Annotated in this window: 25 protein-coding genes, 1 pseudogene and 1 riboswitch; of the genes and pseudogenes, 21 read left to right on the top strand and 5 right to left on the bottom strand. The window is 34.6% G+C overall.

Features of this window, described 5'->3' with window-relative positions:
* Window positions 1–5: 5 nt before the first annotated feature.
* A complete protein-coding gene (locus BN55_RS07640; RefSeq protein WP_008471499.1) occupies window positions 6–692 on the top strand; it encodes a deoxynucleoside kinase in 687 nt (228 codons plus the stop codon).
* A gap of 113 nt (window positions 693–805) precedes the next feature.
* On the opposite strand, the gene BN55_RS07635 is transcribed toward BN55_RS07640, so the two are convergent.
* A complete protein-coding gene (locus BN55_RS07635) occupies window positions 806–2,044 on the bottom strand; it encodes an alpha-hydroxy-acid oxidizing protein (RefSeq protein ID WP_008471498.1) in 1,239 nt (412 codons plus the stop codon).
* A gap of 235 nt (window positions 2,045–2,279) precedes the next feature.
* Here BN55_RS07635 and BN55_RS07630 point away from each other — a divergent pair, with 235 nt between their 5' ends.
* From BN55_RS07630 to BN55_RS07610, 4 genes are all read left to right on the top strand, one after another.
* Entirely contained in the window at window positions 2,280–3,590 is a 1,311-nt protein-coding gene (locus BN55_RS07630) for an NCS2 family permease (protein ID WP_008471497.1), read from the top strand.
* A gap of 234 nt (window positions 3,591–3,824) precedes the next feature.
* Window positions 3,825–4,673: an Rgg/GadR/MutR family transcriptional regulator gene (locus BN55_RS07625; RefSeq protein WP_008471496.1), complete on the top strand. Its 849-nt coding sequence runs from the start codon at window positions 3,825–3,827 to the stop codon at window positions 4,671–4,673.
* A gap of 176 nt (window positions 4,674–4,849) precedes the next feature.
* Window positions 4,850–5,989 (top strand): glycoside hydrolase family 73 protein, encoded by a 1,140-nt coding sequence (locus BN55_RS09615; protein WP_008471493.1) that lies wholly within the window; start codon window positions 4,850–4,852, stop codon window positions 5,987–5,989.
* Between the two features lie 77 nt (window positions 5,990–6,066).
* On the top strand, window positions 6,067–7,095 hold the full coding sequence (locus BN55_RS07610) for a hypothetical protein (protein ID WP_008471492.1): 1,029 nt from the start codon (window positions 6,067–6,069) through the stop codon (window positions 7,093–7,095).
* A gap of 421 nt (window positions 7,096–7,516) precedes the next feature.
* Here BN55_RS07610 and BN55_RS07600 read toward each other — a convergent pair whose 3' ends face one another.
* Window positions 7,517–8,227: a TIGR00266 family protein gene (locus BN55_RS07600; RefSeq protein WP_008471490.1), complete on the bottom strand. Its 711-nt coding sequence runs from the start codon at window positions 8,225–8,227 to the stop codon at window positions 7,517–7,519.
* Window positions 8,228–8,308: 81 nt separating this feature from the next.
* Window positions 8,309–9,013 carry a MerR family transcriptional regulator gene (locus BN55_RS07595; protein ID WP_008471489.1) on the bottom strand — a complete coding sequence of 235 codons (705 nt, stop codon included), beginning with the start codon at window positions 9,011–9,013 and terminating at the stop codon, window positions 8,309–8,311.
* Between the two features lie 306 nt (window positions 9,014–9,319).
* Between BN55_RS07595 and BN55_RS07590 the strand changes: the two genes are divergently transcribed.
* The 4 genes and pseudogenes from BN55_RS07590 (at window position 9,320) to BN55_RS07575 (ending at window position 13,040) form a co-directional block, all read left to right on the top strand.
* Complete coding sequence (locus tag BN55_RS07590; protein ID WP_008471488.1) at window positions 9,320–10,630, top strand: NCS2 family permease; 1,311 nt, start codon at window positions 9,320–9,322, stop codon at window positions 10,628–10,630.
* A gap of 10 nt (window positions 10,631–10,640) precedes the next feature.
* Window positions 10,641–10,859, top strand: a pseudogene (locus BN55_RS07585) (nucleoside triphosphate pyrophosphohydrolase); the annotation flags it as partial.
* A gap of 176 nt (window positions 10,860–11,035) precedes the next feature.
* Window positions 11,036–11,133: riboswitch (purine riboswitch) on the top strand.
* Between the two features lie 75 nt (window positions 11,134–11,208).
* Window positions 11,209–12,522: an NCS2 family permease gene (locus BN55_RS07580; RefSeq protein ID WP_008471484.1), complete on the top strand. Its 1,314-nt coding sequence runs from the start codon at window positions 11,209–11,211 to the stop codon at window positions 12,520–12,522.
* Window positions 12,523–12,626: 104 nt separating this feature from the next.
* The gene (locus tag BN55_RS07575; RefSeq protein WP_008471483.1) at window positions 12,627–13,040 is read left to right on the top strand and encodes a peptide deformylase; all 414 of its coding nucleotides are present in this window, start codon (window positions 12,627–12,629) and stop codon (window positions 13,038–13,040) included.
* Between the two features lie 148 nt (window positions 13,041–13,188).
* Here BN55_RS07575 and BN55_RS10040 read toward each other — a convergent pair whose 3' ends face one another.
* Both BN55_RS10040 and BN55_RS07570 read right to left on the bottom strand, forming a co-directional pair.
* Complete coding sequence (locus BN55_RS10040; protein WP_008471482.1) at window positions 13,189–13,401, bottom strand: hypothetical protein; 213 nt, start codon at window positions 13,399–13,401, stop codon at window positions 13,189–13,191.
* 103 nt (window positions 13,402–13,504) lie between these two features.
* Window positions 13,505–14,056, bottom strand: coding sequence for a hypothetical protein (locus BN55_RS07570; protein ID WP_008471481.1), 552 nt, complete (start codon window positions 14,054–14,056; stop codon window positions 13,505–13,507).
* 183 nt (window positions 14,057–14,239) lie between these two features.
* Here BN55_RS07570 and BN55_RS07565 point away from each other — a divergent pair, with 183 nt between their 5' ends.
* From BN55_RS07565 to BN55_RS07510, 12 genes are all read left to right on the top strand, one after another.
* Window positions 14,240–14,743: a hypothetical protein gene (locus tag BN55_RS07565; protein ID WP_008471480.1), complete on the top strand. Its 504-nt coding sequence runs from the start codon at window positions 14,240–14,242 to the stop codon at window positions 14,741–14,743.
* Window positions 14,744–14,910: 167 nt separating this feature from the next.
* Entirely contained in the window at window positions 14,911–15,723 is an 813-nt protein-coding gene (locus BN55_RS09610; RefSeq protein WP_008471479.1) for a helix-turn-helix domain-containing protein, read from the top strand.
* Between the two features lie 198 nt (window positions 15,724–15,921).
* Entirely contained in the window at window positions 15,922–16,275 is a 354-nt protein-coding gene (locus BN55_RS07555) for a lactococcin 972 family bacteriocin (protein ID WP_008471477.1), read from the top strand.
* Between the two features lie 80 nt (window positions 16,276–16,355).
* Window positions 16,356–16,730 (top strand): hypothetical protein, encoded by a 375-nt coding sequence (locus tag BN55_RS07550; RefSeq protein ID WP_008471475.1) that lies wholly within the window; start codon window positions 16,356–16,358, stop codon window positions 16,728–16,730.
* Window positions 16,702–18,417, top strand: a complete 1,716-nt coding sequence (locus BN55_RS07545) for a hypothetical protein (protein WP_008471474.1) — start codon at window positions 16,702–16,704, stop codon at window positions 18,415–18,417. The genes BN55_RS07550 and BN55_RS07545 overlap by 29 nt, the downstream gene beginning before the upstream one ends.
* Window positions 18,410–19,066, top strand: coding sequence for an ATP-binding cassette domain-containing protein (locus BN55_RS07540; RefSeq protein WP_008471473.1), 657 nt, complete (start codon window positions 18,410–18,412; stop codon window positions 19,064–19,066). The genes BN55_RS07545 and BN55_RS07540 overlap by 8 nt, the downstream gene beginning before the upstream one ends.
* Before the next feature lie 89 nt (window positions 19,067–19,155).
* Window positions 19,156–19,593, top strand: a complete 438-nt coding sequence (locus BN55_RS07535) for a CopY/TcrY family copper transport repressor (RefSeq protein WP_008471472.1) — start codon at window positions 19,156–19,158, stop codon at window positions 19,591–19,593.
* A gap of 9 nt (window positions 19,594–19,602) precedes the next feature.
* Window positions 19,603–19,980 (top strand): cupredoxin domain-containing protein, encoded by a 378-nt coding sequence (locus BN55_RS07530; RefSeq protein WP_008471471.1) that lies wholly within the window; start codon window positions 19,603–19,605, stop codon window positions 19,978–19,980.
* Window positions 19,980–20,267: a cupredoxin domain-containing protein gene (locus tag BN55_RS07525; RefSeq protein WP_008471469.1), complete on the top strand. Its 288-nt coding sequence runs from the start codon at window positions 19,980–19,982 to the stop codon at window positions 20,265–20,267. The genes BN55_RS07530 and BN55_RS07525 overlap by 1 nt, the downstream gene beginning before the upstream one ends.
* A complete protein-coding gene (locus tag BN55_RS07520; protein WP_008471468.1) occupies window positions 20,267–22,201 on the top strand; it encodes a copper-translocating P-type ATPase in 1,935 nt (644 codons plus the stop codon). The genes BN55_RS07525 and BN55_RS07520 overlap by 1 nt, the downstream gene beginning before the upstream one ends.
* A 187-nt stretch (window positions 22,202–22,388) precedes the next feature.
* Window positions 22,389–23,609, top strand: coding sequence for a CPBP family intramembrane glutamic endopeptidase (locus BN55_RS07515; RefSeq protein WP_008471467.1), 1,221 nt, complete (start codon window positions 22,389–22,391; stop codon window positions 23,607–23,609).
* A 230-nt stretch (window positions 23,610–23,839) separates the two neighbouring features.
* Window positions 23,840–24,892 (top strand): YdcF family protein, encoded by a 1,053-nt coding sequence (locus BN55_RS07510; protein ID WP_008471466.1) that lies wholly within the window; start codon window positions 23,840–23,842, stop codon window positions 24,890–24,892.
* Window positions 24,893–24,904: the final 12 nt, after the last annotated feature.

Here is a 24,904-nt window from a genome sequence, read left to right as displayed (position 1 = left end):
ACGTGATGACAGTTATTGTTTTAAGCGGGCCAATTGGAGCCGGTAAATCCAGTTTAACAAGTATATTATCAAAATATTTAGGTACTGAGCCTTTCTACGAAAGCGTTGATGACAACCCAGTTTTACCTTTATTTTATGCAGATCCTAAAAAATATGCATTTTTACTCCAGGTATATTTCTTAAATACGCGTTTTCACAGCATTAAGGCAGCCCTAACGCAAGGAAACAACGTTTTAGACCGTTCTATTTATGAAGATGCTTTATTTTTCCAAATGAACGCTGATATTGGACGTGCCACTAAAGAAGAAGTAGATACATACTACGAACTTTTGCATAATATGATGGACGAATTAGAGCGTATGCCAAAAAAGAGCCCAGATTTATTAGTTCATATAAATGTTTCATACGATACTATGATCAAACGTATTAAAAAACGTGGTCGTCCTTATGAACAATTAAGCTATGACTCAACACTTGAAGATTATTACAAACGTCTATTACGCTACTACAAGCCATGGTATGAAAAGTACGATTACTCTGAAAAAATGGTAATTGATGGTGATAAGTATGATTTCATGGCTAGAGAAGAAGACCGTGAAATTGTCTTAAACCAAATTGTCGATAAATTAAAGTCTATGGGTAAGTTGCCAATGGACTGGGATAAACAAACTGATATTCAAATCGAAGCATAAACAAAAAGTCGTGATTCTTTAGAATCGCGACTTTTTTATTGAGAAATAGATTTATATACCACTAAAAATTTAACTAGTACGTCTAATTTATATAAATAAGTTTAGGCAAGCAATTAATGTTCAGATGCGCCACTTACAGCATCAGCAGCTTCACCCTTTAATTGATTATCTTCAGTTACAGGGTATGGTGGCATGACGCTTTTACTGGTTGAAGAAATACCCCAATCAGCAGAATAAGTAAAGTGATCAATCTTAGCATGCTTAACGTCTTCAATAGTCTTGCAGCCAGTTAATTGCATATCAATTAATAATTCCTTATTCAATTGTTCAATAACTGATTGAACACCTTGTGCACCACCTAAAGCTAAGCCGTAAAGGAATGGTCTACCAATACCAACTAAGTCAGCACCTAATGCTAAAGCTTTAAATACGTGAGAACCACGACGTACACCACCATCAAAGATAATTGGAACTTTTCTGCCAGCGTGACGAACTTCTCTTGCAATGCCAGGCAAAACATCAATAGTTGCGGGACCGCCGTCAACTTCACGGCCACCGTGGTTAGAAACTTCAATACCATCGGCACCTGCACCCAATGCCTTGTAAGCATCTTCAGCACATTTAACACCCTTAACGATCAATGGTAAGTCAGTTAATTCCTTAATCTTTCTTACATCGTCAGGACCAATCTTTTGAGCAGAGTTAGCGTACATTTGAGCAACGCTTTGGCCTTCGCCTTTACCGCCAGTCCATTCTTGGAAGAATGCCAAAGGAACTGGATAAGTAAAGTTAGTACGAATATTAGCTTCACGATAACCACTAACTAAAGCATCAACTGTTAAGTAAAAGCCTTCAAATCCAGCTTTTTCGGATTCTTCAATAACCATCTTATTGAAGTCCCAATCTTTACTTAAGTATAATTGCATAAATCTGTGAGATTTACCAACAGCCTTTTGAACATCTTGAACACTCTTGTTGCAGTAAGTACTCATTCCAAATAAAGCACCTGCTGCCTTAGCACCCTTAGCAGTGTCAATTTCAGCTTCTGCATTAGCAATTCCGTGACAAGCAATTGGACAAATCATTACAGGAGTCTTTAAATTCATTCCCATAAATGTTGTATCTAATTGTGGATCTTGCATGTTAGTTAACGCACGTGGAACGATTTGGAAATGGTTAAATGCTTGGGTATTATTCCGCCAAGTCCATTCGTTTTCTGCACCACTTGCAATATAGTAATAAGCACCCTCTGGCATAATTTTCTTGACTTTTTCTGGAAGTTCAAGCAAATTAGTCATCTTTAATTTTTCTTCCCGAGTGCTTTGAGGAAATCCCTTATAATAAACTGTCATGATTTGACCTCATTTCTTATTCCAGTATACAAATACATTTAATCATTATTAGAAACGCAAACAAAATAAAAGGCTCGTGAATTTTATCACTTTAGTTATCTTTTCAAGAGATAAAAGTAACTATATTATTTATATTTAAAGCAATAATTCGCGTTTACATAAAAATGAATGAATGGTAAACTATTTTAGTCAAATAAATAATTTGAAATCCGAACAATACTATTTGGAGGAAAAGATGGATTTTATTACAAAATATTTTAAGTTAGATAAGCTTGGAACTAATATTAGAACCGAATTTATTGCTGGACTTACTACTTTTATTAGTATGTCTTATATTTTATTCGTTAACCCAAGTGTTTTAGGTGCTAGTGGCATGCCTACTGGAGCTGTCTTCACAGCTACCGCGCTAGCGGCCGCATTGGGAACTGCAATCATGGGAATTGTTGCTAACTACCCAATTGGTGAAGCTCCTGCTTTAGGGATCAACGCGTTTTTTGCTTACACCGTCTGCATTGGAATGCACGTTTCCTGGCAAACTGCCTTAGCCAGCGTTTTTGTTGCTTCAATTATCTTCATTTTAATTACGCTTTTTAAATTAAGAGAAAAGATCATTGACTCCATCCCTTCAGATTTAAAATTTGCCATTTCTTCAGGTATTGGCTTGTTTATCGCATTTTTAGGTTTACAAGATGGTGGCGTTATCGTAGCCAACAAGTCTACTCTAGTTAGCTTAGGCTCACTTCACAATCCACTTGTTTGGATCACTATTTTTGGTTTAATTGTAACTGTTATCTTAATGATTCTTGGCGTTCCTGGCGCGATTTTTATCGGCATGGTTTTAGCTGCCATTTTCGGAATTTGCACAGGTCAAATTGCATTGCCACACAAGTTCATTTCACTTGCTCCAAGCTTAGCTCCAACTTTTGGTCAAGCAGTTTTCCACGTTAAAGATATTAACTCTTTGCAAATGTGGGTTGTTGTTTTAACCTTCTTGCTTGTTACTTTCTTTGATACTGCTGGGACTTTGATTGGTCTTGCTCAACAAGCTGGCTTTATGAAAAATAATAAAATGCCACGTGTTGGTAAAGCCTTAGCAGCTGACTCTACTGCTATGATGTTTGGTTCAATTTTTGGTACTTCACCTGTTGGTGCCTTTGTTGAATCAAGTGCTGGTATTGCAGTTGGTGGTCGTTCAGGTTTAACTGCTGTCTTTGTAGCAATCTTTTTCTTAATTTCAATGATTTTCAGTCCGCTACTTAGCATCTTCACTACCCAAGTAACTGCACCTGCTTTAATCATTGTTGGAGTTTTAATGGCACAAAACACTGCCCACATTCACTGGAACAAGTTAGAAATTGCTGTTCCTGCATTCTTGATTTTGCTTGGAATGCCTCTTACTTACTCAATTTCTGATGGTTTGGCATTAGGAATGATTACTTACCCAATTTGTATGGTTTCTGCAAAGCGCGGCAAAGAAGTTAGCCCAATGATGTGGGTACTGTTCGTAGTATTTATCATCTTCTTGTGGGTGCTCAATTTTAAATAGATAAAATAAATTCAAACAAAATACCGATTATCGCGGATTTGATAATCGGTATTTTTTTATTTTCTGCTATTTTGTATGTGTATTGTTAAAATTATTAACTAGATGAGTACGTGGGATATAGATGAATTTATCACCATCTAAAGTTTCCCATCTTTTCAAATTCAAAAATGGTATAAATAATGCAATAATTACTATATATTTTACAATCTTTTTCATCGCGAAAGGACTCCTCCTATGTTTGGTAGTGAATTCAAAAAACTTCGACTTAAAAATCACATTTCATTGCGAACTGCTGCTAAGAATGTAACTTCGCCCACATCATTATCTAGATGGGAAAATGATGAGGGCGATATGGATTATGGAAAAGTAATTGAACTTTTGCATAATATTCATATCTCACCTTCAGAATTCGTATTTATTACGGCTGTTACCCCGCATGATCCATTTATTCGTCAAATAGAAATTGCATGGAAAAATGATAGCTCCTTTGAGCTTAAAGAATTAACTATTCAAAATTTAGATAATTATAATTCAACTCACAAAGACACTTATCTTTTCAACGCAGCAATGGCTGCCAATTATTACTACGATTTAACTGACAAAAATATTCTTCCCACAAAATATAAAGAATTACTAGAAGAAAAATTATCTAGCGTAACCTTTTGGAGTAAAAGAAATATTTATATATTTGGTAATTCTCTTTCTCTTTTATCAACCTCAACAATTTACGGCCTAGCCTGTTTAATTATTGACGATATTGAAAATATCAAAAAAACTGGCTTTGAAAATTACTTAGATATGCTTTTAGGCCTACTAAACGCCTTTCAAGAATTGGTTCTTTTTGATACTAAGCGTGCCGACCTATTCTTATTAAAGTTTGATACTATCCCATTAAATCGCTACTCTTTATATATCAAAATTAAAAAGAACTTTCTTAAGGCTCTGCTCTTGTATAAGAAAACTAATAATTCTTCTTATCCTGAAGATTACATTCGTACTATGCGCCAATATGATCTTAATGACATTGCTGATATATTTGAGTCTGCTTTTAAGACTTTGCAGACAATTAAAAGTAAAGCATAGTTTTTTTAATTATATTTATAGTGTTCCATATATGCAACATTTTAGGAGTTTTTTGCTTGAATTCAGCCATATTTTCTGGTTTTTCTTCTTTTTAGTTTCATATATGAAAGCTTTTCTTAGTTTTTATTATTCTCCCACATAATAGAAGTAGAAATAATATATATGGAGGAATAGTAATGAACAAAAAGATCATTAAACTATCAGGTGCAGCTTTATTATTACTTACATCTATAAGCTCTGCTCCTATAGTCTACGCACAAAATCAAACAAAGCCCGAATCTACTCAACAAAAGGTAGATAAAAAAGTGAAGATTAGAAAATATCCTGCTATGGGACCTGGATACTATACTGAAGATGCTATTAATTTATTTAATCAAATGAGTAATCCATCTCCTTTTCTATCACTCTATGCCTCACCTAGCAATCAAGCTTTTTTAAATCGTATTAAGCCTTTATGTTTAGCTGATGCAGCACAAGGGATTCTTCCCTCAATCACAGCCGCTCAAGCTATTGTCGAAACGGGCTGGGGTGGTCACATTCTAGGTAACAATTACTTTGGAATTAAAGGATATGGTTCAAGATCCAATCTTAGTGGAACTCAAGAATGTAATAACGGTTATTGCTATTATACCCATGATAGGTTCGCTGGTTATTCTTCTATGGAAGAATCTTTCAAGGCTCACACGGCTCTATTACATACAAAAAATTATGCAAATATTATTGGGGTCAAAGATTTTAGAAGGGCTGCTTATTTATTGCAACAAGACAGATATGCAACTTCACCTAGTTATGCTCAAACATTAATTAATGTTATTATTTCAAACAACCTTACAGCTTGGGATCATGAAGCAGGTGGCAGCGCCGTAGCTTCCACTCCTGTAGGAACTGTCCCAGAACCAGAACAAATTGCACAAATTGTCTACAAACCCGGGTATGGTGTTTTAGCTTTCCAAAATACTGGTAAATCAATTGCCGGTAGTAATTACAAATTTAAAGACGGTACTCGCTGGAAAGTCGTTAATACTAAAGTAATTAATGGTGAAGAAATGTACTTAGTTGGTAATAATACTTATATTCCTAAGAAATATACCAGCCACTATGACAATGGAATTATTACAATTCACTATCAACCAAATTATGGTGTAAATGCATTGCACGCCGACGGTACTCAAGTTCAAGGATCTAATAAAGTATTTAAGACTGGTACCCGTTGGAACGTTAAGTACACGAGAGTAATTAATGGTGAAATTTGTTATCTTGTAGGTAACGATGAATACATCCCTAAGAAATACACTCAATGGGGTTCAGGAAAATAGATATTTGCTCTATATTTTCACAAAGAAATGACTCATAATATAGGCGGAATATTTCTAATCTAAAGAGGCAAGTAATCATGAAACTTAAGAAATCTATCTCATTTAGTATTTGTGCTTTAACACTATTATCAAGCTGCGGGGCTATTTTAACTACAAACAATCACGTAAATGCCGCTACTACTCAATCTGCACAAGATATTCAATACCGCACCGGCGTTGCCAAAGTTACTGCAAAAACGGCTGTTTATACTAATCCCGCCAGTCAAAAGACTAGTCGCTATCTCCCAGTAGGCTCTAATTGGTCATTTTTCAAAGTGGCAAATGTAAATGGTCAAAAGTGGTTTAACCTAGGTGGTGATCAATGGGTAAATGGTGCGGATCTTTCAGTCCTATATGGCTCTGGTTCACCTGAACTTACTGATTCAGCTCACTCCATCAACGCGATCGTAGAAGCCTATGCACAGCGTGGAAACAGCGTCAGGGTTTATTCTCAACCAAGTCCGCAAACTCCAACTTCACAAACTTTACCAAATGGCACTAAATGGAAAGCCTTTGAGTCACTTGTTCGCGGAGGCGTAAATTGGCTTAAACTTGGAACTAATCAATATGTGCGCGGATTCGATACTTCGCCTGTATCTTCTACTAATACGCAGAATTCAAAGCCTCAGCCAAAGATCAGTTCTGAGGTTGGAACTGCAAAAGTTACTTATAAAACTCCAATTGTTGTTTGGGGTAATCCTGGCAGTTATCCTTTAAATAGATATCTGCCAATTGGTTCTAACTGGAAATTCTTCAAAATTGCCGAAGTTAATGGTGAAAATTGGCTCAACTTAGGCGGCAACCAATGGATTCCGCAAAAATATGTAACTTTAGGTCAAGATCCCAGAATTGGTTTCTATCTTCCAACCATTAAGTCTGGAGCTATAGCTAAAGTTACTAATCCTAAAGGAACTAAACTCTACAATCGTGCTGGAAAATATTTAGGCAGAGTCCTTCCAGCAGGTAGTTCTTGGAGAGTATTTAACTCCTATAATAATGGCGTACCAATGTTAAATGTTGGTGGCGACCAATGGATTAACTTGCTAGATACAAATTATCGTCTTTAAAAAATTAACCAAAATAAAATATCGATTATCGCTAACTTGATAATCGGTATTTTTTTACATAAAGTCTATATAAATCATAGTATAATGAATAGAGAAATTAACTAATTTAAAAAGTGCAAAGACAGGTGAAACGAAGATGTTTATTACTGGAAAAACAATTTTTAAACTAGTCTATATTCTTACCATCATTGCTACTATCGTGTATGTGATTTTTAATGCTCTGCAGCATAATCCCTTGGATCAAACTTTTATATTTGTTGCAGCTGTGAGCATTTTATTAATGTCGTTACTTCTCATTAAAATTAGCAAAAAGCGTTAAACGTACTTTACAAAAAATAGTATTTTTGTAAAGTATACTTTATGATATGTCCCAAAATATAACTTTAACATAAACAAAAGCCCGTGCATTCGCACGAGCTTTTTAATCACCACTTGGTAAGAATTTATCTAATCTACTAGCAAAAGTCTCAATATTCAAGCTCTGAATATAAACTTCGCCACTCCCTTTGAAAGTATTAACGACGCCTTCACCAGTGCCGATTGATTGAATAAAGCCATTATCAAAATGGATGTCATAACTTAAATCAGTGGACCAAGCCACAACATGGTTATTATCAATCGTAATTTCGTCATCATCTAAAACAATCTTTTTAATTGAGCCGTATGCATTACACAAGACAGTTCCTTGACCACTAGTCGTCATCACGAAAAAGCCACCAGTTCCAGAAAGAAGTGCCCGACCCAAGGTTTGCTTTTTCATTGAATAACTTGCTGAGCCATCCATCGCTAAGAACTTACCATCGTTAATGCGATATTGCTTATCACCTAATTCTAAATGCAAAATCTCGCCTGGCAAAGATGGTGCGATTGCCAAATGACCTGTTTCTCCTTTAGCTTGCGCTTCAGTAATCCAAAAACTCTCACCAGAAGAAATTGATCTACCAACTGCACGCATTAATTTTCCAATACCGGATCCTGCAGCATTCACTTTAGTGTTCAAGTTAATGCTGGTTGAATGATAGACCATACTTCCACGTTCGATATAAACTTTTTCACCATCTTCAAGCTCGATATCAACTAATGGAAATTGCATTTGCTTATCAATAGTGTAATTCATACGATTATCGCTCATAGTTTTATTCTCCCTTTTTTCATACTCTATCAAATTAGGAGGTTAATTAATAGTAGTGATAAATATTATTTCGACATTACTTTATTCTCTGCTAATTTCTAAGCAATATGATTTCTTTTCACATTTTGGGCAAGTTAGTTTTCTAAACTTAGGTGTATGTGCAGCTAAGTTAAAGGCTAAAAATGATGGAATAAAGATCTCCCCACAATTAGGGCATACATATTCAACGCGGTCATAACAGTATTTTGAAAGAAATACAGCTCCTAACATAGCAATCACTATCACTATAATCGGACCTAATTGTAATGCGTACATTAAGCTAATACCCATCAATTCAAATATTATTAGCATAATTAGATAAAGCCACATTTTCCGCCTTACTGTGATCATTTTATTTTCTCTTCTCATAATGCTTGTAATGTCAGAAAAATTAGTTAATGCAGATAAAACACCTATTTTTTGTAAATGCTCGATCTGTTTTTGCTTTGCAGTCAATTCATTTATTTTCTGTTTATTTTCCTGATATTGCTGCTTTAGAAGCAACTCAAGCGATTGCTTCCCATGCTGATCTTGAACGAGTATTTTTATTTGTTTTAATGAAAAGCCAATATCTTTTAGAAATAAAATTAATTCTATTTGTTTTATTTGCTCTTTTTCATAAAAGCGATAGCCATTTTCTTCAATATAGGCAGGTTTAACAAGATCTTTTTCATCATAGAATCTCAAAGTCCGAGTACTTATGTCTAGCATCTTTGCTACTTCACCAATTGAATATTTTTCTTGCATTACAGTTTCACCTCCTATCTTCACGATAACTATTGACGCAAAGTTAAAGTCAATAGTTAAATTATAAAATATTATATTTCCCAGGTAATAATGTTCGTATTCTGTCAAAAATATGTCATTTTAGTTACTATTGTCTATCTCTAGATTAGTTTAATCGAATAATTTTGATTGCCGTCCTTGAAATAGTTAATATTTTAGATATAATTTTAGTTGAAGATTCGCTTTTAGATGATTAAGAATACAAGCAAATCATTTTAAAGCTTCTTTTTCTTTAAAATCCGAACATTACCATACCTGGAGGGTTACATGAATTCAATTGGTAAATTTTTCCATTTAAATGAAAACCACACTTCATTTAAAACAGAGTTTTTAGCTGGATTGACTACTTTTGTAAGTATGTCTTACATTCTATTTGTTAACCCAGCTGTTTTAGGAGCAAGCGGCATGAATAAAGGTGCTCTTTTTACCGCAACCGCCTTATCCGCTGCTTTCACGTGTATTGTAATGGGACTAGTTGCCAATTACCCTATTGCATCGGCTCCAACCTTGGGACTTAACGCATTCTTTACCTACACGGTCTGTTTAGGAATGCATGTTAAATGGCAAACTGCCTTAGCCAGCGTTTTTGTTGCTTCAATTCTTTTCATCTTACTAACTGTATTTAAAGTACGTGAGATGATTATTGATGCTATTCCTAGTGATATTAAATATGCCATTTCAGCTGGTATTGGTTTATTTATTGCCTTTATCGGTCTTCAAGGTGGTAAATTAATTAGCAAGAGTGATTCCACTTTAGTTACTGTTGGTGCTTTGAACAATCCACTTGTTTGGATCACAATTTTTGGTTTAGTTGTAACTATTTTCTTAATGATCGCCAGAGTTCCTGGCGCTATCTTTATCGGAATGATCGTGGCTGCTATTTTCGGTATCGCAATCGGTCAAATTCCAATGCCAAAGGCCTTCATTTCAGGAGTTCCAAGTCTTTCACCAATTTTTGGTCAAGCCGTTTTCCATATTAGCGATATCAACACCGTTCAAATGTGGATTGTTGTCTTCACTTTCTTACTGGTTACTTTCTTTGATACTACTGGTACTTTAATTGGACTTGTTCAACAAGCCGGCTTAATGAAAGACAACAAAATGCCACGCGCAGGGCAAGCTCTAGCAGCTGACTCATCAGGTATGTTAGTTGGTTCCGTTCTTGGTACTTCACCCGTTGGTGCCTTTGTTGAATCCAGTGCCGGTATCGCGGTTGGTGGTAGAACTGGTTTAACTGCTGTCTGGGTTGGTATTTTCTTTTTAATTTCAACTATCTTCAGCCCAATCTTAAGTGTATTTACCACTCAAGTAACTGCACCCGCTTTAATCATCGTTGGAGTTTTAATGGCTGAAAACTTGGCACATGTGCACTGGACCGATTTGGAAATTGCAATTCCTTGTTTCTTAATCGCACTTGGTATGCCTCTTACCTACTCAATTTCAGACGGTCTTGGCTGGGGCTTAATTATTTACCCAGTATCAATGCTTGCTGCTAAGAGATTCAAAGAAATCACACCAATGATGTGGATTTTATTCTTTGTTTTCGTCGTTTACTTCGTTGTTCTTAATGTGAAATAAAGTTATTGTAATGACAAAATTAGTTAGAGACAAAATTCCTGAATTTGCTACCTACGCATCTTATCGTCAACTTAAACCTGAAGAACGAGAAGATGCCTTAAAAAATAAAATCGTCGAAGAAGCTAATGAAGTTAAAGCTGCACCCGACGATCAAAATCTCCTTGAAGAATTAGCTGATGTTTACACAGTGTTAGAAACATTTTTAGATTTTAAAAATATTAGTAAGGATATCCGTGCCTATATTTAGCTTACTCATCAGGTGACATCCACAGCGCAATTTTCAAAGATCCCCAAACAGCTATCAAGTATCGAAAATATGATTTTTCTAAAATTGATTGACCAGTTTCTCCTATTTCCCAGGAAATCATCTATCTCCATTTGCGTATACGCTAAATTTCTGCTAGAATACTTAACAATCAAGTTATCTATATATCGTCGAAATAAGGTCGACAGTATCTACCCTGAGCCATAAATTCAGGACTATAGGTATCAGACGTCATAATTTTTTAAAGGACATCTTTTACCCATGGCTTTGCGGTAAACTATGTCCTTTTTTCTTTTTTATTTTTGGAGGATTAATGCATTTTTTAGACAACGTCTTTCATTTAGATGAAGCAAATACCAGTGTCAAACGCGAATTAATTGCTGCTCTTACTACGTTTGTTTCACTCTCTTACATCCTTTTTGTTAACCCTAATATTTTGAGTGCAGCAGGGATTAATAAGGGAGCAGCCTTTACTGTTACTGCAATCGCAACTGCAATTGGTTGTTTTTTAATGGGATTCATCGCTAACTACCCAATCGCTTTAGCACCAACATTAGGTAGTGCCGCCTTTTTCTCATACAACGTAGTTATCGGGATGCACATTAACTGGCAGACGGCTCTAGCCAGCGTATTAGTTGCTTCTATTTTATTTATCTTAATCACTGTTTTAAAATTACGTGAAAAAGTTGTCGATGCTATTCCACAAGATTTAAAATACGCCATTTCTGCCGGAATCGGTTTATTCATCGCCTTTATCGGTTTACAAAATGGTAAATTAATCGTTGATAATAAGTCTTCTTTAGTTGGCCTCGGTTCATTTAATACGCCAGCTGTTTGGATCACCTTGTTTGGTTTAGTTTTAACGGTAATCTTAATGGCTGCTAAAGTTCCTGGATCTATTTTCATCGGAATGATCGTAACTGCGATCTTCGGTATGGTTATTGGGCAAATCCCAATGCCACATGGTATTGTTTCGGCTGCTCCAAGTATTGCGCCAACTTTCGGTCAAGCAGTCTTTCACTTAAAAGATATTAATACACCACAGCTTTTCATGGTTGTGTTAACTTTCTTACTAGTTACTTTCTTTGATACTGCTGGTACTTTAATTGGTATGACGCAACAAGCTGGCATGGTTGATAAAAATGGTAAAATTCCTCGCATTGGTAGAGCATTTTTATCTGATTCACTTGCTATGGTTGAAGGTTCTGTTTTGGGTACTGCTCCACTTGGTACTTCTGTTGAATCAAGTGCAGGTATCGCAATGGGCGGTAGAACTGGATTAACTGCAATCTTTGTGGGTATCTTATTCTTAATTTCAATGATTTTCAGTCCTCTTTTAGCAGTAATTCCAACTACTGTAACCGCTCCAGCATTGATTATTGTCGGCGTATTAATGGCCGGCAATCTTAAATATATCCACTGGGATAATTTTGAAGTTGCCTTCCCATCATTTTTAGTAGTTGTCGGAATGCCATTAACTTACTCCATTTCAGATGGACTAGCACTTGGAATGATCGCTTACCCAATCACAATGATTGCCGCTAAGAGATATAAAGAAGTTAGCCCAATGATGTACATCTTATTCTTTATTTTTATTATTTTCTTCCTTATTACGAACATGGGATAAACACAAGCGTCACTAAATAGTGGCGCTTTTTTAGGCACTAATTTTGAGCTAAATTCAAAGTCATATTAAAATATATGTATTAAACAAAATTAAAGGAGAAAAACATGGTAGCTCAATCAATTACACGCGATCAACTATTTTTAAGTCAAAAATCGCTTCCTGCTACGGCCAGCGATTTAAATATTGCCACAAACTTACGTGACACCCTAATTTCACATGACAATCAAGCTGCTGGCTTAGCCGCAAATATGATTGGTCAAAACAAACGAATCATCGCATTTTTTGCCGGACCACTTCCAATGGTAATGCTAAATCCGCAAATTGTTGTAAAGAGCAATCCTTATATGGCAGTTGAGGGCTGTTTATCACTGAACGGGCAACGATCCACTCAAAGATATAAAAATATTACTGTCAAATATCAAGATACCAATTTACGAGAACATGAGCAGAGTTTTTCTGATTTTACTGCGGAAGTTATCCAGCACGAAGTCGATCACTGTCAAGGAATCTTGATTTAAATTTAAAGCGCCTAGTAAACTAGACGCTTTTTTAGTAGCTAAATTTTTAATTCTCGCACTACTCGCGTGAGAAAAGTACGAGTTTGCGAAAGTTCATGCGAATAAAAAAGATGTCCTTGGTAGACATCTTTTTTCTCTGGTGAAATTTTTACTCTTTAACTTTAGAAACTGCAAGTGGCTGGTAGGTCTTATAAGCTTCCAATAATTGTCTAGCAACTTGCGGTGCAAAGTCCGTATTTAATTTCTTATTCAACATTTGATTGAAATCAGAAAAACTAACTGCATTTTTCTGCTCAACAATATCTAAAAACAATCTGTCGATTTTCTCAGAATCTTTAGCGCTAATCCCATAATACAGCAAAAAGATTCTCTATTAAATGGCATATCTAGCTTATCAATGCAATCTTGCAACACTGATCTGATCAAATATAAGGTGTATTCCAATTCTTTTGGATCATCCATTTTTAAAACTCCCGATTTGTACCCTTGATTTGGATATAAATTCTGACACTCCAGTAAAAAATGTCATAGACTACTGCAAAACCTATTACCCAGATCCAGAAATATAATTGATTGAAAATTAATAAACCAGCTGCAACTACCAGACCAATAAATAAAGCAAGTGTGCTACTTCCTAATTTTATTGGCTTATTACGTATTCCTTTAGATTCAACATAATAAACCTTCAGTCCGAAATATGCGCTGGCAATTATACCTAACGCTTGTGCTAAATACCAAACATTGAAAAAGACGCTGACAAAACTTGCAACAAAATAAAGTGCAGTAACTATCCAGTAGCCGATAGCAAACCATTTAGGAAAAGCATGGCTTTCTTTTAGTATCTGACTAATATCTAAAATGAAGTAAGCTAATCCACCTAATTCCACAAAAGTAATAAATATTCCGAGATTATAAATAAGAGCTGGCACGAGTGCCAAGATAACTATGAATGCGATCCAAGTTGCTCGATAATTAATTTTCCGATCTCGGATCCATTTTTTGTAGTGTTCATCCATTAGATTCATCCCCATTTTATGATTTCTTTTATTAAAAATTATATCTCTTAGATTAATTATTGCAATAATTTGTTAATAATGATTTAACTTTTATGCTCGAATACGAGCATTTTTATTTTTTCCTTTAATCGCGATGTATTATTATTGCAAATAATTTTTTAATTAATAACGAGGTGAAATAAAATGAATAAAAAGTTTGTAGTTGCTCTTACCGTCCTAGTACTTGCTATCCTAGTTGGGGGTGGCTGGTTGCTTCATCGTAACTCCTCAACTGTTCCTAAAAATTTGGCAAATCAGGGTTACCAAACTTATAATGCGAACCAAAGCGACAGCACACTAGTCAATCATGTAGGACTCCATCTGTTTCTATACCTTGGTAAAAACAATGCCAGTCTGACAGCTTCCGAACCCGTAAAAAAAGGAAGTTCCTTCAGTAATGAGAAGCAGCTCCACTCTAATACTCCTACAGCCAAAGCACTATATAAAGCGTTGACTGGTAACGAAGCTTATAATCCGCAAGATTACGAAAAACCTTTTAGCGTAGATCTTGGTCGAGTAAATGTTTCTGAAGATAAAAATAAATGGACTCTTAAAAGCAAAAAACTAACTCTAACTTTTCATAAAACTTCCGATGGCAATTGGGCAACACCTGATGGTACAATCTGGTTCCCAGTTAAAGCCAAATAAAATCTATATTATTAAATTAGTCTCATAATCAGCTTTAAATTCAAAATCTGTCTATGATATTGAATTAAAGCTGATTTTTTGTTCTTTAGTCAAAAAAGTATTGCACTCGTCCATTAATAGTTCTTTAATTTTATCAATATATTTTAATTATTAAGGAGAGAACTCAAATGACGATCGGAGAAGCTCTGAGAAAAGAGCGAAAAAAATTAGGACTGTCACAGATGCAAATGGCAGCTGGAATTATTTCACGTGCACAATATGGCAAAGTTGAAAATGATATACATGATATTTCTGCTAAAAAATTAATTGAACTTTTGAATCGGCATAACATTGACGTCAATAATTTTTTTGCTGGACTTTCAGACTCTTCTACTAAAGAAATCCGCCAATCTTCTTTTATTCACGACTTAAAAGAGGCCTTTTTCTCACAGGATACCTTAAAGCTAGACCAATTATTAAATGCATCAGAAAAACTTCACTTATCTCAAGACCTGCAATATCAAGTCATCCTCCTTAAAGCAATGCTCGCACAAAATATGGAGAATATCCCTACTGAAGTCAAACATTATCTTCAATCTCGTCTTTTTGAAAAAGAAAATTGGACTGAAGATGCAATGTTACTTTCCTTTTTTGGAAACGCAATGATGATCCTATCCCCTGATTATTTGGACCTCCATATAGCTCAAATTTTTAAAAAATATAAACAAATTAATCAGTTTCCCTTATTTATGCAAAATTTAATTGCTTCTATTGGATTAAATTATCTTTTTTATACCCACTCTAGACCTAATTCAGCACTTTGGGCCGAATGCTTCAAAATAATTGAGCTTCTTTCTCCAGATCCCTCTTTATTCGAATATCGATTAGTAAGCCTATACTTTAAAGCATATTCAGCTCACAATGACACTCAACTCAAACTAATTAAGTATCTACTTCAAGAAAGCGGCGAATCACGTCTTCTCACTTTACTGCCAAAATAATCCGCTCGTTTTCGAGCTTTTTTATCCAAATTTATAAAAAGACTGTATAATTATTTCAAAATAAATTATCAGAAAGGATGGAAATTCAATATGTATCCAACATTTCCACGTTTTCCCTAAACTACTAGATAAAATTTTTGATCAGATTCGCTATTATCTAGCACTAGTCACGCTGCTACTATCGATATTAGTGATAACATGCCAAATTCAGGATCAGTTGTTTTCAATGGAAATAAAACTATTAGTGCTTCATCTAATCTATTATTAAATCCTGTTAAAACACCTAAAGTGCCATTTTCACCATTTTTTACATCTTTTTCTCAAATCGTAAATGTAAAAAATGGTAGATGGGTATACTATTCTGACCATCATAATTATTTTAATGGCTATAAGTGGTCCCACTCACGATTCTATCATGCTACGAGAAATCACCACGCTTCTGCTAAAGTTGGTAGTGGGCCTTTAGTAGTCCGCTATGCAGGGCCTGGTCAATGGGCAGAAGCTGTCGCAAAGGGCTATGGATTAGCTCAAGCCTGGTATGGAATTGATTAAAAACAATATTCATTAGATTCAATATGAAGTAATTATGTTTCAAGATAATTACTTCATATTTCTTTTTAAGGAAAATAATTATGTACAAAAAATTACTCAAGGCGACTTTAACGATTATAAATCTTTCTCTGGCTTTCTTGGTTTTTCTATTTTTTCTAACCAAATCTAATAATGAACATACTCTAAAGCAAGTAGACATCTCTAATAATTATCAAGCTATCGGTATTCCAATTTATCCAACAAATCATAAAGACTATGCAAAAATAATTGATGCTCTAGACGAAACAAGTAAAAAATTATCTGTTCCTTATCTCAAGAAAAGCTACTATGAAGGTACTGTCGCCGGCCACCCAAATTATTTTTCTACGGTTACGCATCTAACGTATGAAGTAAGCAACTTACCATCTTCATTAATCAAAGATAACTTTGAAACAAAATTTAAGAATAAAATTTAAGAATAAAATTTATTCCACTAAACTTTCTTCTCCTCAAAAAATAAAAAAATATAACCTAGACATTACAGTCCGTCCAATAACCAAATTTCCTGAAACTTATGAAGGCTCCTTTTATATTGAAAGTTTAGAAAGTGACGTATATAAGGATTTTACGCAAGAATTACGCAAAAATTTAAATTCTAAGTTCCATAAGAATTGGAGTATAAAAGATTTTAAACCATATCCCGATATACCACTTACTTACAATGCTACTGAATTAAATTTCAATCAACTAATCATTACTCTAAGTATTTTTGATCTAGCCTTTTTAGTAATATATATTCTTTCTTTTTCCTATGAAATTGGAATCAGTCGCCTTCATGGCTATTCTATTTTTTATGTCATTAAGAAATTTATCCTCCCTGAAATCCTACTTGGCTTAGGCATTATGCTGGCAATCAGTATTCCGCTCAGTATTTATTACAATCTAAATAATTACATTTACTTGTTAAGTGCAATTTGTTTATTAATCTTTTTCGTTCAAACTTTAATCTCCAGCGTCATTACTTCAATTTTATTTTTATTACCAATTAATAATTTACTTAAGCATCTTTCCTACAACAAAGGCCTATTTAGAACTTTGTTCTTAGCTAAAGGATTGCTCATTATATATCTATTTTTCTCAGCTTTTTCTTTATTTCAATTAGCAAAAGTATCGTTTCCACATCATGATAAAGATTATTTTTCAAAATATGCAGCTGTCTTTCCTCTATATCAGGGCTATAACACTATTAACGATAAGGATAAGCCTTTAAGTTCTCATATTAAACTAGTCAAGCAATTTATCAAAGATGGCAGTATCTATGTTGATTGGGCAAGTGGCCCTGAGGGACACAATGCTGTGGTTAATTCAACTTATTTACAATTCAATCCTCTTAAAGATACTAAAAATAAGCAAATTAATATTTCTTTTAACCACAAGCATCTAGTATTTTTACTTCCTGAAAAGAATAAAAATTTAAAAAAAGAAATTTTAAATCACTTAGACTCAGGGATGTACGGGTATGATCCTCATCCAGAATTTATATTTATAAAAAATAACCAGCCTTTAATTAGAGCTAATACTACCAAATCTTCTAATTATCGTTATATTGCTGTGTTTACTCCTAAAACTGCAGATTACATTATTCCAGCCAACTGGGGAACTGGGAATGCAGATGACTTTTTAAAAATTCCACTCAAAGGTCGCACCCCACAAGAAATTTATTGGCATTATTATCCACTTTTAAAAAAATACAATCAAGACGATAATTATTCTCAATTTATTTATAGTAAAGACGAAAATTTTCAAGATATTCTCTCTACACTCGGAACTGCTGTTTCTGACTTTATTGCTGCTTTTATCAGTATTATTTTATTTCTTTTAGTTAATATTGCTCTTATCTACCTTTATTTCTCTATTTACGGGCAAAAAATTGCGATTAAGCAAACTCTCGGCTATAACTATTGGAATTACCTTAGAGATTACTGGCTGTTGTGGCTGGCCCAATTAGCCATTATTTTTATTTTAATTAAGATGATTTTCCCATTCACAGGTCCAATTTTACTAATCGGAATAGGCTTCCTCGCAATACTTGACTTTACTATTAGTTTTATAGCTTCTCATGTTTTCTCACGTACTATTTTAGAAAGGTATCTCTATGAATAAACCAATTATTAAGATTAAAAATCTTACTATGCAGTTCCAAAACAAAACAATTTTTAAAAATTTAAATCTAGATATTTTACCAGGTGAAATTACTACTATTTATGGTGACAGCGGTAGTGGTAAATCAACGCTTCTAAACATCATTGGCTTACTTGAAAAACCAACAAGTGGAGAATACATTTTATTAGATGAGACTGCTCCTAAAATTCGAAGCCAAAAAGCTCGAAAAATCCTTAAATATAAAATTAGCTACTTATTTCAAAACTTCGCTTTACTTAGCGATCAAAATATCAAAAAGAATCTTGATTTAGCTTATGTATCGCATAAACGATCAAAAGACAGCTTCAATAAGCAAAAGCAGGAATTACTCCATCATTTTTTACCAGATATTTCTGAAAAAACTGTTGTAGGAAAATTGTCTGGTGGTGAACAACAACGTATAGCTCTTGTTCGCGCTTTACTTAAACCGACAGAAATACTATTATGTGATGAACCAACAGGTTCTCTTGATCCGCATAATCGTACCAAAATTTTCGAAGCTTTAGTATATGCAAAAAATCAGGGAAAAACTGTAGTGATTGTTTCACACGATCCCTATATTATTGAACACAGTGATCACAGTTTTGATATTAAAAGTCTTTCTTCTTAATTTTGAAGAAAGACTTTTCTTTTTAATCTTTTTGTTGACAAATGTAAACTATAATTATATGATTACAAATGTAGACGAAAGGAATAACGATGAAAAATAAAAATTTAGATACTAATATTTCAGATGCCGAATGGGAAGTTATGCGTATCGTTTGGACATTGGAAAAAGCTTATACTAGTCAAATTATTGACCAACTTAAGGCAAAAAAGGATTGGTCAGAATCAACTATTAAGACGCTCATGCGTCGCTTAGTTCAAAAAGGCTTGTTAATAACTAAAAAAGACGGTCGCAAATTTATTTATATCCCTACTGTGAGTCAAGTGGAAATGATGCATCAAGCAGCTAGCGATTTACTCAATAAAATGTGCGATATGCATAAAGGAGAAGTAATTCTCGAGCTTTTAAAAGAAGCCCCTATTTCTAAAGGGGATCTAATGAAGATGACAGAGGAAATCGATAAAAAGGAAAAAAATGCACCAGAGATGGTGCCATGTAATTGTTTGAAAAACGGCAGTACTGTTTGCTAGGAGGCAGCTATGAATACCAGTCAAATTATTGTCCTAATTGTCGGATTGATCTTAATCGGCTTTATCGTTTGGTGGTTCTTTGGGAAACATAAAGAAGACATTGGTCAAGCAAGCGTGGTTAACGATGAACAAAATGCCACGATTGTCGTCAACGGCGGATATTCTCCTGCTACCGTTGTTTTGAAAAAAGGCGTTCCAGCCGAAGTTAACTTTGATATGCAAGACTCAACTGCTTGTTTATCTCACGTTGTTTTCGAGCAATTAGGTGTCAATAAAGATTTAACAAAACAAAAAATTACTACGGTAAAAATTCCAACCGACAAGGCAGCAACTTATAATTTTGCTTGCGGAATGGATATGTTTCATGGAAAGGTGATTGTTAAATAATGAGTATTCTTTCAAAAAATCAAACTAAAAAAGTTGTCGTTAATGCTGAAAACCATGGCTATAAGCCCGAAGTAGTTACTTTTAAACAAGGAAAACCTGCCCAATTAAAATTTATTCCATCAGATAATATGGGCTGTATGAATGAAGTGATCTTTAAAGATTTAGGTCTTGATGAAAAATTAGACGGTAAAAAAGAAGTAACAGTGAACATTCCAACAGATAAGCCACGCACTTACAATTATGCATGCTCAATGGACATGTTCCATGGAAAGGTTGTTGTTAAATAATGAAGCTTTCTAATATTAAACGCTTTTGGATATCGTTTATTTTAGCGATTCCAATGTTAATCCAAATGCTGGCAATGCCCTTTCACTGGATGATGCCCGGCTATAACTGGATTGCGCTGGTTACTACCACGATTATTATGGCAATTTCTGCTGCACCTTACTGGAAAAGCGCCATTGCCGCCTTCAAAAAGCATAGCGCTAATATGAATACATTAGTTGCTGCTGGAACGGCAGTTGCTTACTTTTACAGCATCTTTGCCATGATTACTAACCGACCAGTATACTTTGAAAGTGCCGCATTCGTGACGGTCTTCGTTTTACTCGGCGATGCTATGGAAGAAAAGATGCATGACAATGCATCTAATGCTTTAGGAAAATTAATGGGCTTGCAAGCAAAAGATGCTGAAGTCTTAAAAGATGGCAAGTTCGTCAAAATACCTTTAGATGAGGTCCAAGTTGGTGATTTAATCCGCGTTAAACCTGGTGAAAAGATTCCAGTTGATGGTGAAATTACCGAAGGTACTACGACTCTTGACGAATCCATGGTTACTGGTGAAAGCATGCCGGTAGTTAAGCAAGTCGGCGATACTGTTGTGGGTTCAACAATCAACAGTAACGGTACGATTACTTTTAAGGCAACCAAAGTCGGCTCTGATACAATGCTAGCTCAGATTGTGGATCTAGTTAAAAAGGCACAAACAAGCCATGCTCCTATTCAGAACTTAACTGATAAGATTTCTAATATTTTCGTACCAGCTGTTTTAATTATCGCCATTTTAACTTTCATAATTTGGTATTCATTCTTAGGAGCTACTGCTGTTCAAGCAATGCTCTTTGCCGTAAGCGTTATTGTTATTGCCTGCCCGTGTGCACTAGGTTTAGCTACTCCAACCGCTTTAATGGTTGGAACTGCTCGTAGCGCTAAAATGGGCGTTTTAATCAAAAATGGTGAAGTTTTACAAGAAGTTAGTGACTTAGATACAGTTGTATTTGATAAAACAGGTACTATCACTGTCGGTAAGCCTGAAGTTACTGATATTGTCGGTGATCAAAAGCAAGTATTAGCAGTTGCTGCAAGTTTAGAGGAATCTTCCGAACATCCTTTAGCTGCCGCAATTGTTAAAAAAGCTGAAAGTGAAAAATTAACAATTGAAAAAGTAAAAGAATTCGAAGCAATCGAAGGTAAAGGCGTTAAGGCCAATTATAATGGTCAAATTGCTTTTGTCGGCAGTTCCAGATTACTGGCTGATGTCAATATTTCCCAGGAAATGATGAATCAAGCTGATGAATTGCAAAATCAAGCTAAAACTGTAGTATACGTTGGCCTTAACGGTGAAGTTATCGGCTTAATCGCAATTCAAGACATGCCAAAACCAAGTTCCAAACAAGCAATTACCGAACTAAAAGAGCGTGGTCTAAAGACTGTTATGCTTACTGGTGACAATGAAAAAGTTGCTCAAGCTATCGCAAATGACGTTGGAATCGATCAAGTTATTGCTGGCGTTTTACCAAATGAAAAGGCGATGCATATTAAGAAATTACAAGATCAGGGAGATAAAGTAGCCTTCGTTGGTGACGGAATCAACGACGCACCAGCTCTATCTACTGCAGATGTCGGAATTGCAATGGGATCAGGAACTGATATTGCCATTGACTCAGGTGGTATCGTTTTAGTTCAAAATGATCTTCGTGGCGTTGTCCGCGCTCTTGATATTTCTAAGAAGACATTTAACAGAATAAAACTGAATCTCTTCTGGGCACTCATTTACAACACAATTGGTATTCCAATTGCAGCAGGTCTTTTTATGGGAATTGGCTTAACGCTTAGCCCAGAACTTGCCGGATTAGCAATGGCATTTTCATCCGTTTCCGTTGTTGGAAGTTCATTAATGCTTAATAAAACAAAAATTGCTGGTGATACAGCAAAAGCATAGTCAAAGCTACTATGCTTTTTTTATTGCGGAATTGAGTTGGCAAAATATTGTATTCCTTCTATCTTAAGTTTTAAGACAATGATAAATAGTTCAATTAATATTTTTTTAATTTAGTCAACGACTCTTTTGCAAAAAATGATATAATTATGAAAATATTAATTTAGCACTTACAATAGGAGGGGTTTTCATGAAAAAAAGTTGGAGAAATGCTTTCAATATACAGTTATTATTCAATTTAGTTTTAGCTATCTTTTTTATAATTCTTAATCATAAAAATATTGTATTTCTTCTCCAAAACTTGTTTGCATTTATATTTTTAGGATTATTTTATTTAACGCGTAATACTCAAAAATCATCTCTTCAAAGAGTACGCACTATCTATATTATTGCTTTAAGTCCATTAATTTTTATTACCTATTTGCGTAATTTAATAGGCGTACTCGTGCAAAACTTTTCACAATTGAGTTTTTTAATTGCGGTTTTCTATGTCTTGTCTTATTTACTTGTTTTAATACCAGTAACAACACTATATTTTACGAAAATCACTAATACCTTTTGGCGGTTTGCTGCTGTCACCTATCTGACCATAACATTGCTTTTAACTCATTCAGTGCATTTTCCTGAAGAATACAGCTTTTTAAACAATTTCTTCTCAACAACTACACTGTACGGTTTCATTTACTTAATCCTAGCCTACTTTTTGATGAAAGGCTGGGGACTTAAGTTTAGACCGGTTTTTAAACCACAAATTCTATCTAAATCATTCTACGTTTTAGCAACTTTTATAGCTTTATTTTCTATATGGTTTGCCTTCTTTGAACCTTTGTCATTTAAGGCATACGATTGGGGTACCTTCTTCTTTAACTGGGATATGAGTACTTCAATACCAAGTTGGAAAGAATTTTTTGTAGGCGTAGGAGCAGGCCTATTTGAAGAAACTGAGCGCTATATTATTTTAGTAATTTTACTTTTTGGTTTTAGAAAAATGAAGAATGGTTATTTATTGGCCATCTTAGTCGGAAGTTTACAATTTTCACTTACCCACTATCTAAACTTAAGAGAACCTAGTGCTACTTTTAACACTGTTTCTCTTCAAGTAATCTATACTTTAGGATTTGGTATTTTAATGGCAACTTTATTCTTATACACTGGTCAACTCTGGCTACCAGTTTTAGCCCATTTTTTACTAGATTTTATTTCATTTTCATCTCCAAGCACAGGAAGTGGATTTTTGTCACTTTACGGTAATGGAGAATTATTATACACTGCCTTCATCACCATTATTCCTTTAATCGGTGCACTTTTAGTAATTGCACTCGGCAATAAACAACTTAAAGCCAATGCAAGATATCTAATCCAGCCTAGAAATGCAGCACTTGAGTCGCAACTTTCACTACAAGCAGAATAAAAATAAGAGAGAATCCAATTTTGAAGGGATTCTCTCTTTTGATTAATGTGAATTCAACTGTAATTAATGAGGATTATCTATTTTAATTTGAAGAAATACCAGTATATCAAGACTTATTTCTTCTTTAGAAAATTATTTTATTTAAATTTACCTTATAGAGTAAATTTCATTGAAATATTGTTAAAATTTATTTTATAGAGAAAATATACTCAGCTAAAAGGCGGAATTTTATGTTTGAAATTTTCTATTGGTCTCTAGGACTATTCCTGGCAAGTTTAGGAATATTTATTTTTGTTTTAACTCATGAAAGACGGTCAATGTGGGCTGGATTCACTTTAACTACCACTTTGATGTTTCTGGGATTCTTAGCTATTGATACGATTATTGTTATCGATACAAAATTTCCTAACCAACATAAACTGATTTCTCAGTTTCTACTCTTACTCGCTGTCGGCATTGCCTTATTAATCTTCTTATTCGTGATTTTACTCATTTTAATGTTTGTCTATAATGGCATTAAAATATTATTCAAAGAAGGAACTAAATGGACTAATTTTCTCTCTTTAGGAATGGGAGTAGCAATCCTATTTTTAATTTTTGGATTTCCTTTGCTCGGTCGCTTTAATACACAGCCATGGTTTCGTTTTATCTATCTATTTTTGTCACTCAGCATCTTCTATCTGATCTTTATCATGGTGATGTACACTTTAACGTCTTGGCTTAACTTAATTAATATTCGGCAAAAGCAATTAAACTACGTTGTGGTGCTCGGCGCTGGATTAATTGGCAAAAAAGTTACACCACTTTTAGCCAGTCGCATTAATCGCGGAATTGAAATTTATAAGCGGAATCCCGGCTCGAAAATTATCATGTCAGGCGGACAAGGTCGAGATGAAGAAATTCCTGAATCTCATGCAATGGCAGCTTATGCTGAAGAGGGCGGTATACCAAAAGCTGATATCATCATTGAAGACCAATCTAAAACAACTAACGAAAATCTCAAATTTTCCCATAAATTAATGAAGCCTAATGCACGTTTTTGCCTAGTTACTAATTCTTATCATGTTTACCGAGCTCTAGTTCTAGCAAAACGCCAAGGACTGCAATGCATCGGTTATGGTGCTAAAACCAAGTGGTACTTCACCTTGAATGCTTTTATTCGCGAATTTATTGCTTATCTTGTGATCACTAAGAAATTGCAGGCAACTATGATTGGTCTTATCGGCTTGATGACTTTGCTATTGGCAGGGATGTATTATTTATCTAGCATTTTGGGATTATAACAAAAAGCAATG

Source organism: Lactobacillus hominis DSM 23910 = CRBIP 24.179 (assembly GCF_000296835.1).
Lineage (GTDB): Bacteria > Bacillota > Bacilli > Lactobacillales > Lactobacillaceae > Lactobacillus > Lactobacillus hominis.
The sequence above is the reverse complement of the archived record's forward strand: the minus strand, read 5'-3'. Positions and strand labels throughout refer to the sequence as shown.

Excerpts from the sequence above, each read along its gene's own strand:
- BN55_RS07525 (WP_008471469.1), top strand. The coding sequence starts at position 19,980 with ATGAGTATTCTTTCAAAAAATCAAACTAAAAAAGTTGTCGTTAATGCT.
- BN55_RS07550 (WP_008471475.1), top strand. The coding sequence starts at position 16,356 with ATGTACAAAAAATTACTCAAGGCGACTTTAACGATTATAAATCTTTCT.
- BN55_RS07530 (WP_008471471.1), top strand. The coding sequence starts at position 19,603 with ATGAATACCAGTCAAATTATTGTCCTAATTGTCGGATTGATCTTAATC.
- BN55_RS07630 (WP_008471497.1), top strand. The coding sequence starts at position 2,280 with ATGGATTTTATTACAAAATATTTTAAGTTAGATAAGCTTGGAACTAAT.
- BN55_RS07555 (WP_008471477.1), top strand. The coding sequence starts at position 15,922 with ATGCCAAATTCAGGATCAGTTGTTTTCAATGGAAATAAAACTATTAGT.
- BN55_RS07635 (WP_008471498.1), bottom strand. The coding sequence starts at position 2,044 with ATGACAGTTTATTATAAGGGATTTCCTCAAAGCACTCGGGAAGAAAAA.
- BN55_RS07595 (WP_008471489.1), bottom strand. The coding sequence starts at position 9,013 with ATGCAAGAAAAATATTCAATTGGTGAAGTAGCAAAGATGCTAGACATA.
- BN55_RS09610 (WP_008471479.1), top strand. The coding sequence starts at position 14,911 with ATGACGATCGGAGAAGCTCTGAGAAAAGAGCGAAAAAAATTAGGACTG.
- BN55_RS07575 (WP_008471483.1), top strand. The coding sequence starts at position 12,627 with ATGGTAGCTCAATCAATTACACGCGATCAACTATTTTTAAGTCAAAAA.
- BN55_RS07520 (WP_008471468.1), top strand. The coding sequence starts at position 20,267 with ATGAAGCTTTCTAATATTAAACGCTTTTGGATATCGTTTATTTTAGCG.
- BN55_RS07565 (WP_008471480.1), top strand. The coding sequence starts at position 14,240 with ATGAATAAAAAGTTTGTAGTTGCTCTTACCGTCCTAGTACTTGCTATC.
- BN55_RS07570 (WP_008471481.1), bottom strand. The coding sequence starts at position 14,056 with ATGGATGAACACTACAAAAAATGGATCCGAGATCGGAAAATTAATTAT.
- BN55_RS07625 (WP_008471496.1), top strand. The coding sequence starts at position 3,825 with ATGTTTGGTAGTGAATTCAAAAAACTTCGACTTAAAAATCACATTTCA.
- BN55_RS07640 (WP_008471499.1), top strand. The coding sequence starts at position 6 with ATGACAGTTATTGTTTTAAGCGGGCCAATTGGAGCCGGTAAATCCAGT.
- BN55_RS07590 (WP_008471488.1), top strand. The coding sequence starts at position 9,320 with ATGAATTCAATTGGTAAATTTTTCCATTTAAATGAAAACCACACTTCA.
- BN55_RS07540 (WP_008471473.1), top strand. The coding sequence starts at position 18,410 with ATGAATAAACCAATTATTAAGATTAAAAATCTTACTATGCAGTTCCAA.
- BN55_RS07515 (WP_008471467.1), top strand. The coding sequence starts at position 22,389 with ATGAAAAAAAGTTGGAGAAATGCTTTCAATATACAGTTATTATTCAAT.
- BN55_RS07600 (WP_008471490.1), bottom strand. The coding sequence starts at position 8,227 with ATGAGCGATAATCGTATGAATTACACTATTGATAAGCAAATGCAATTT.
- BN55_RS09615 (WP_008471493.1), top strand. The coding sequence starts at position 4,850 with ATGAACAAAAAGATCATTAAACTATCAGGTGCAGCTTTATTATTACTT.
- BN55_RS07535 (WP_008471472.1), top strand. The coding sequence starts at position 19,156 with ATGAAAAATAAAAATTTAGATACTAATATTTCAGATGCCGAATGGGAA.
- BN55_RS07510 (WP_008471466.1), top strand. The coding sequence starts at position 23,840 with ATGTTTGAAATTTTCTATTGGTCTCTAGGACTATTCCTGGCAAGTTTA.
- BN55_RS07610 (WP_008471492.1), top strand. The coding sequence starts at position 6,067 with ATGAAACTTAAGAAATCTATCTCATTTAGTATTTGTGCTTTAACACTA.
- BN55_RS07580 (WP_008471484.1), top strand. The coding sequence starts at position 11,209 with ATGCATTTTTTAGACAACGTCTTTCATTTAGATGAAGCAAATACCAGT.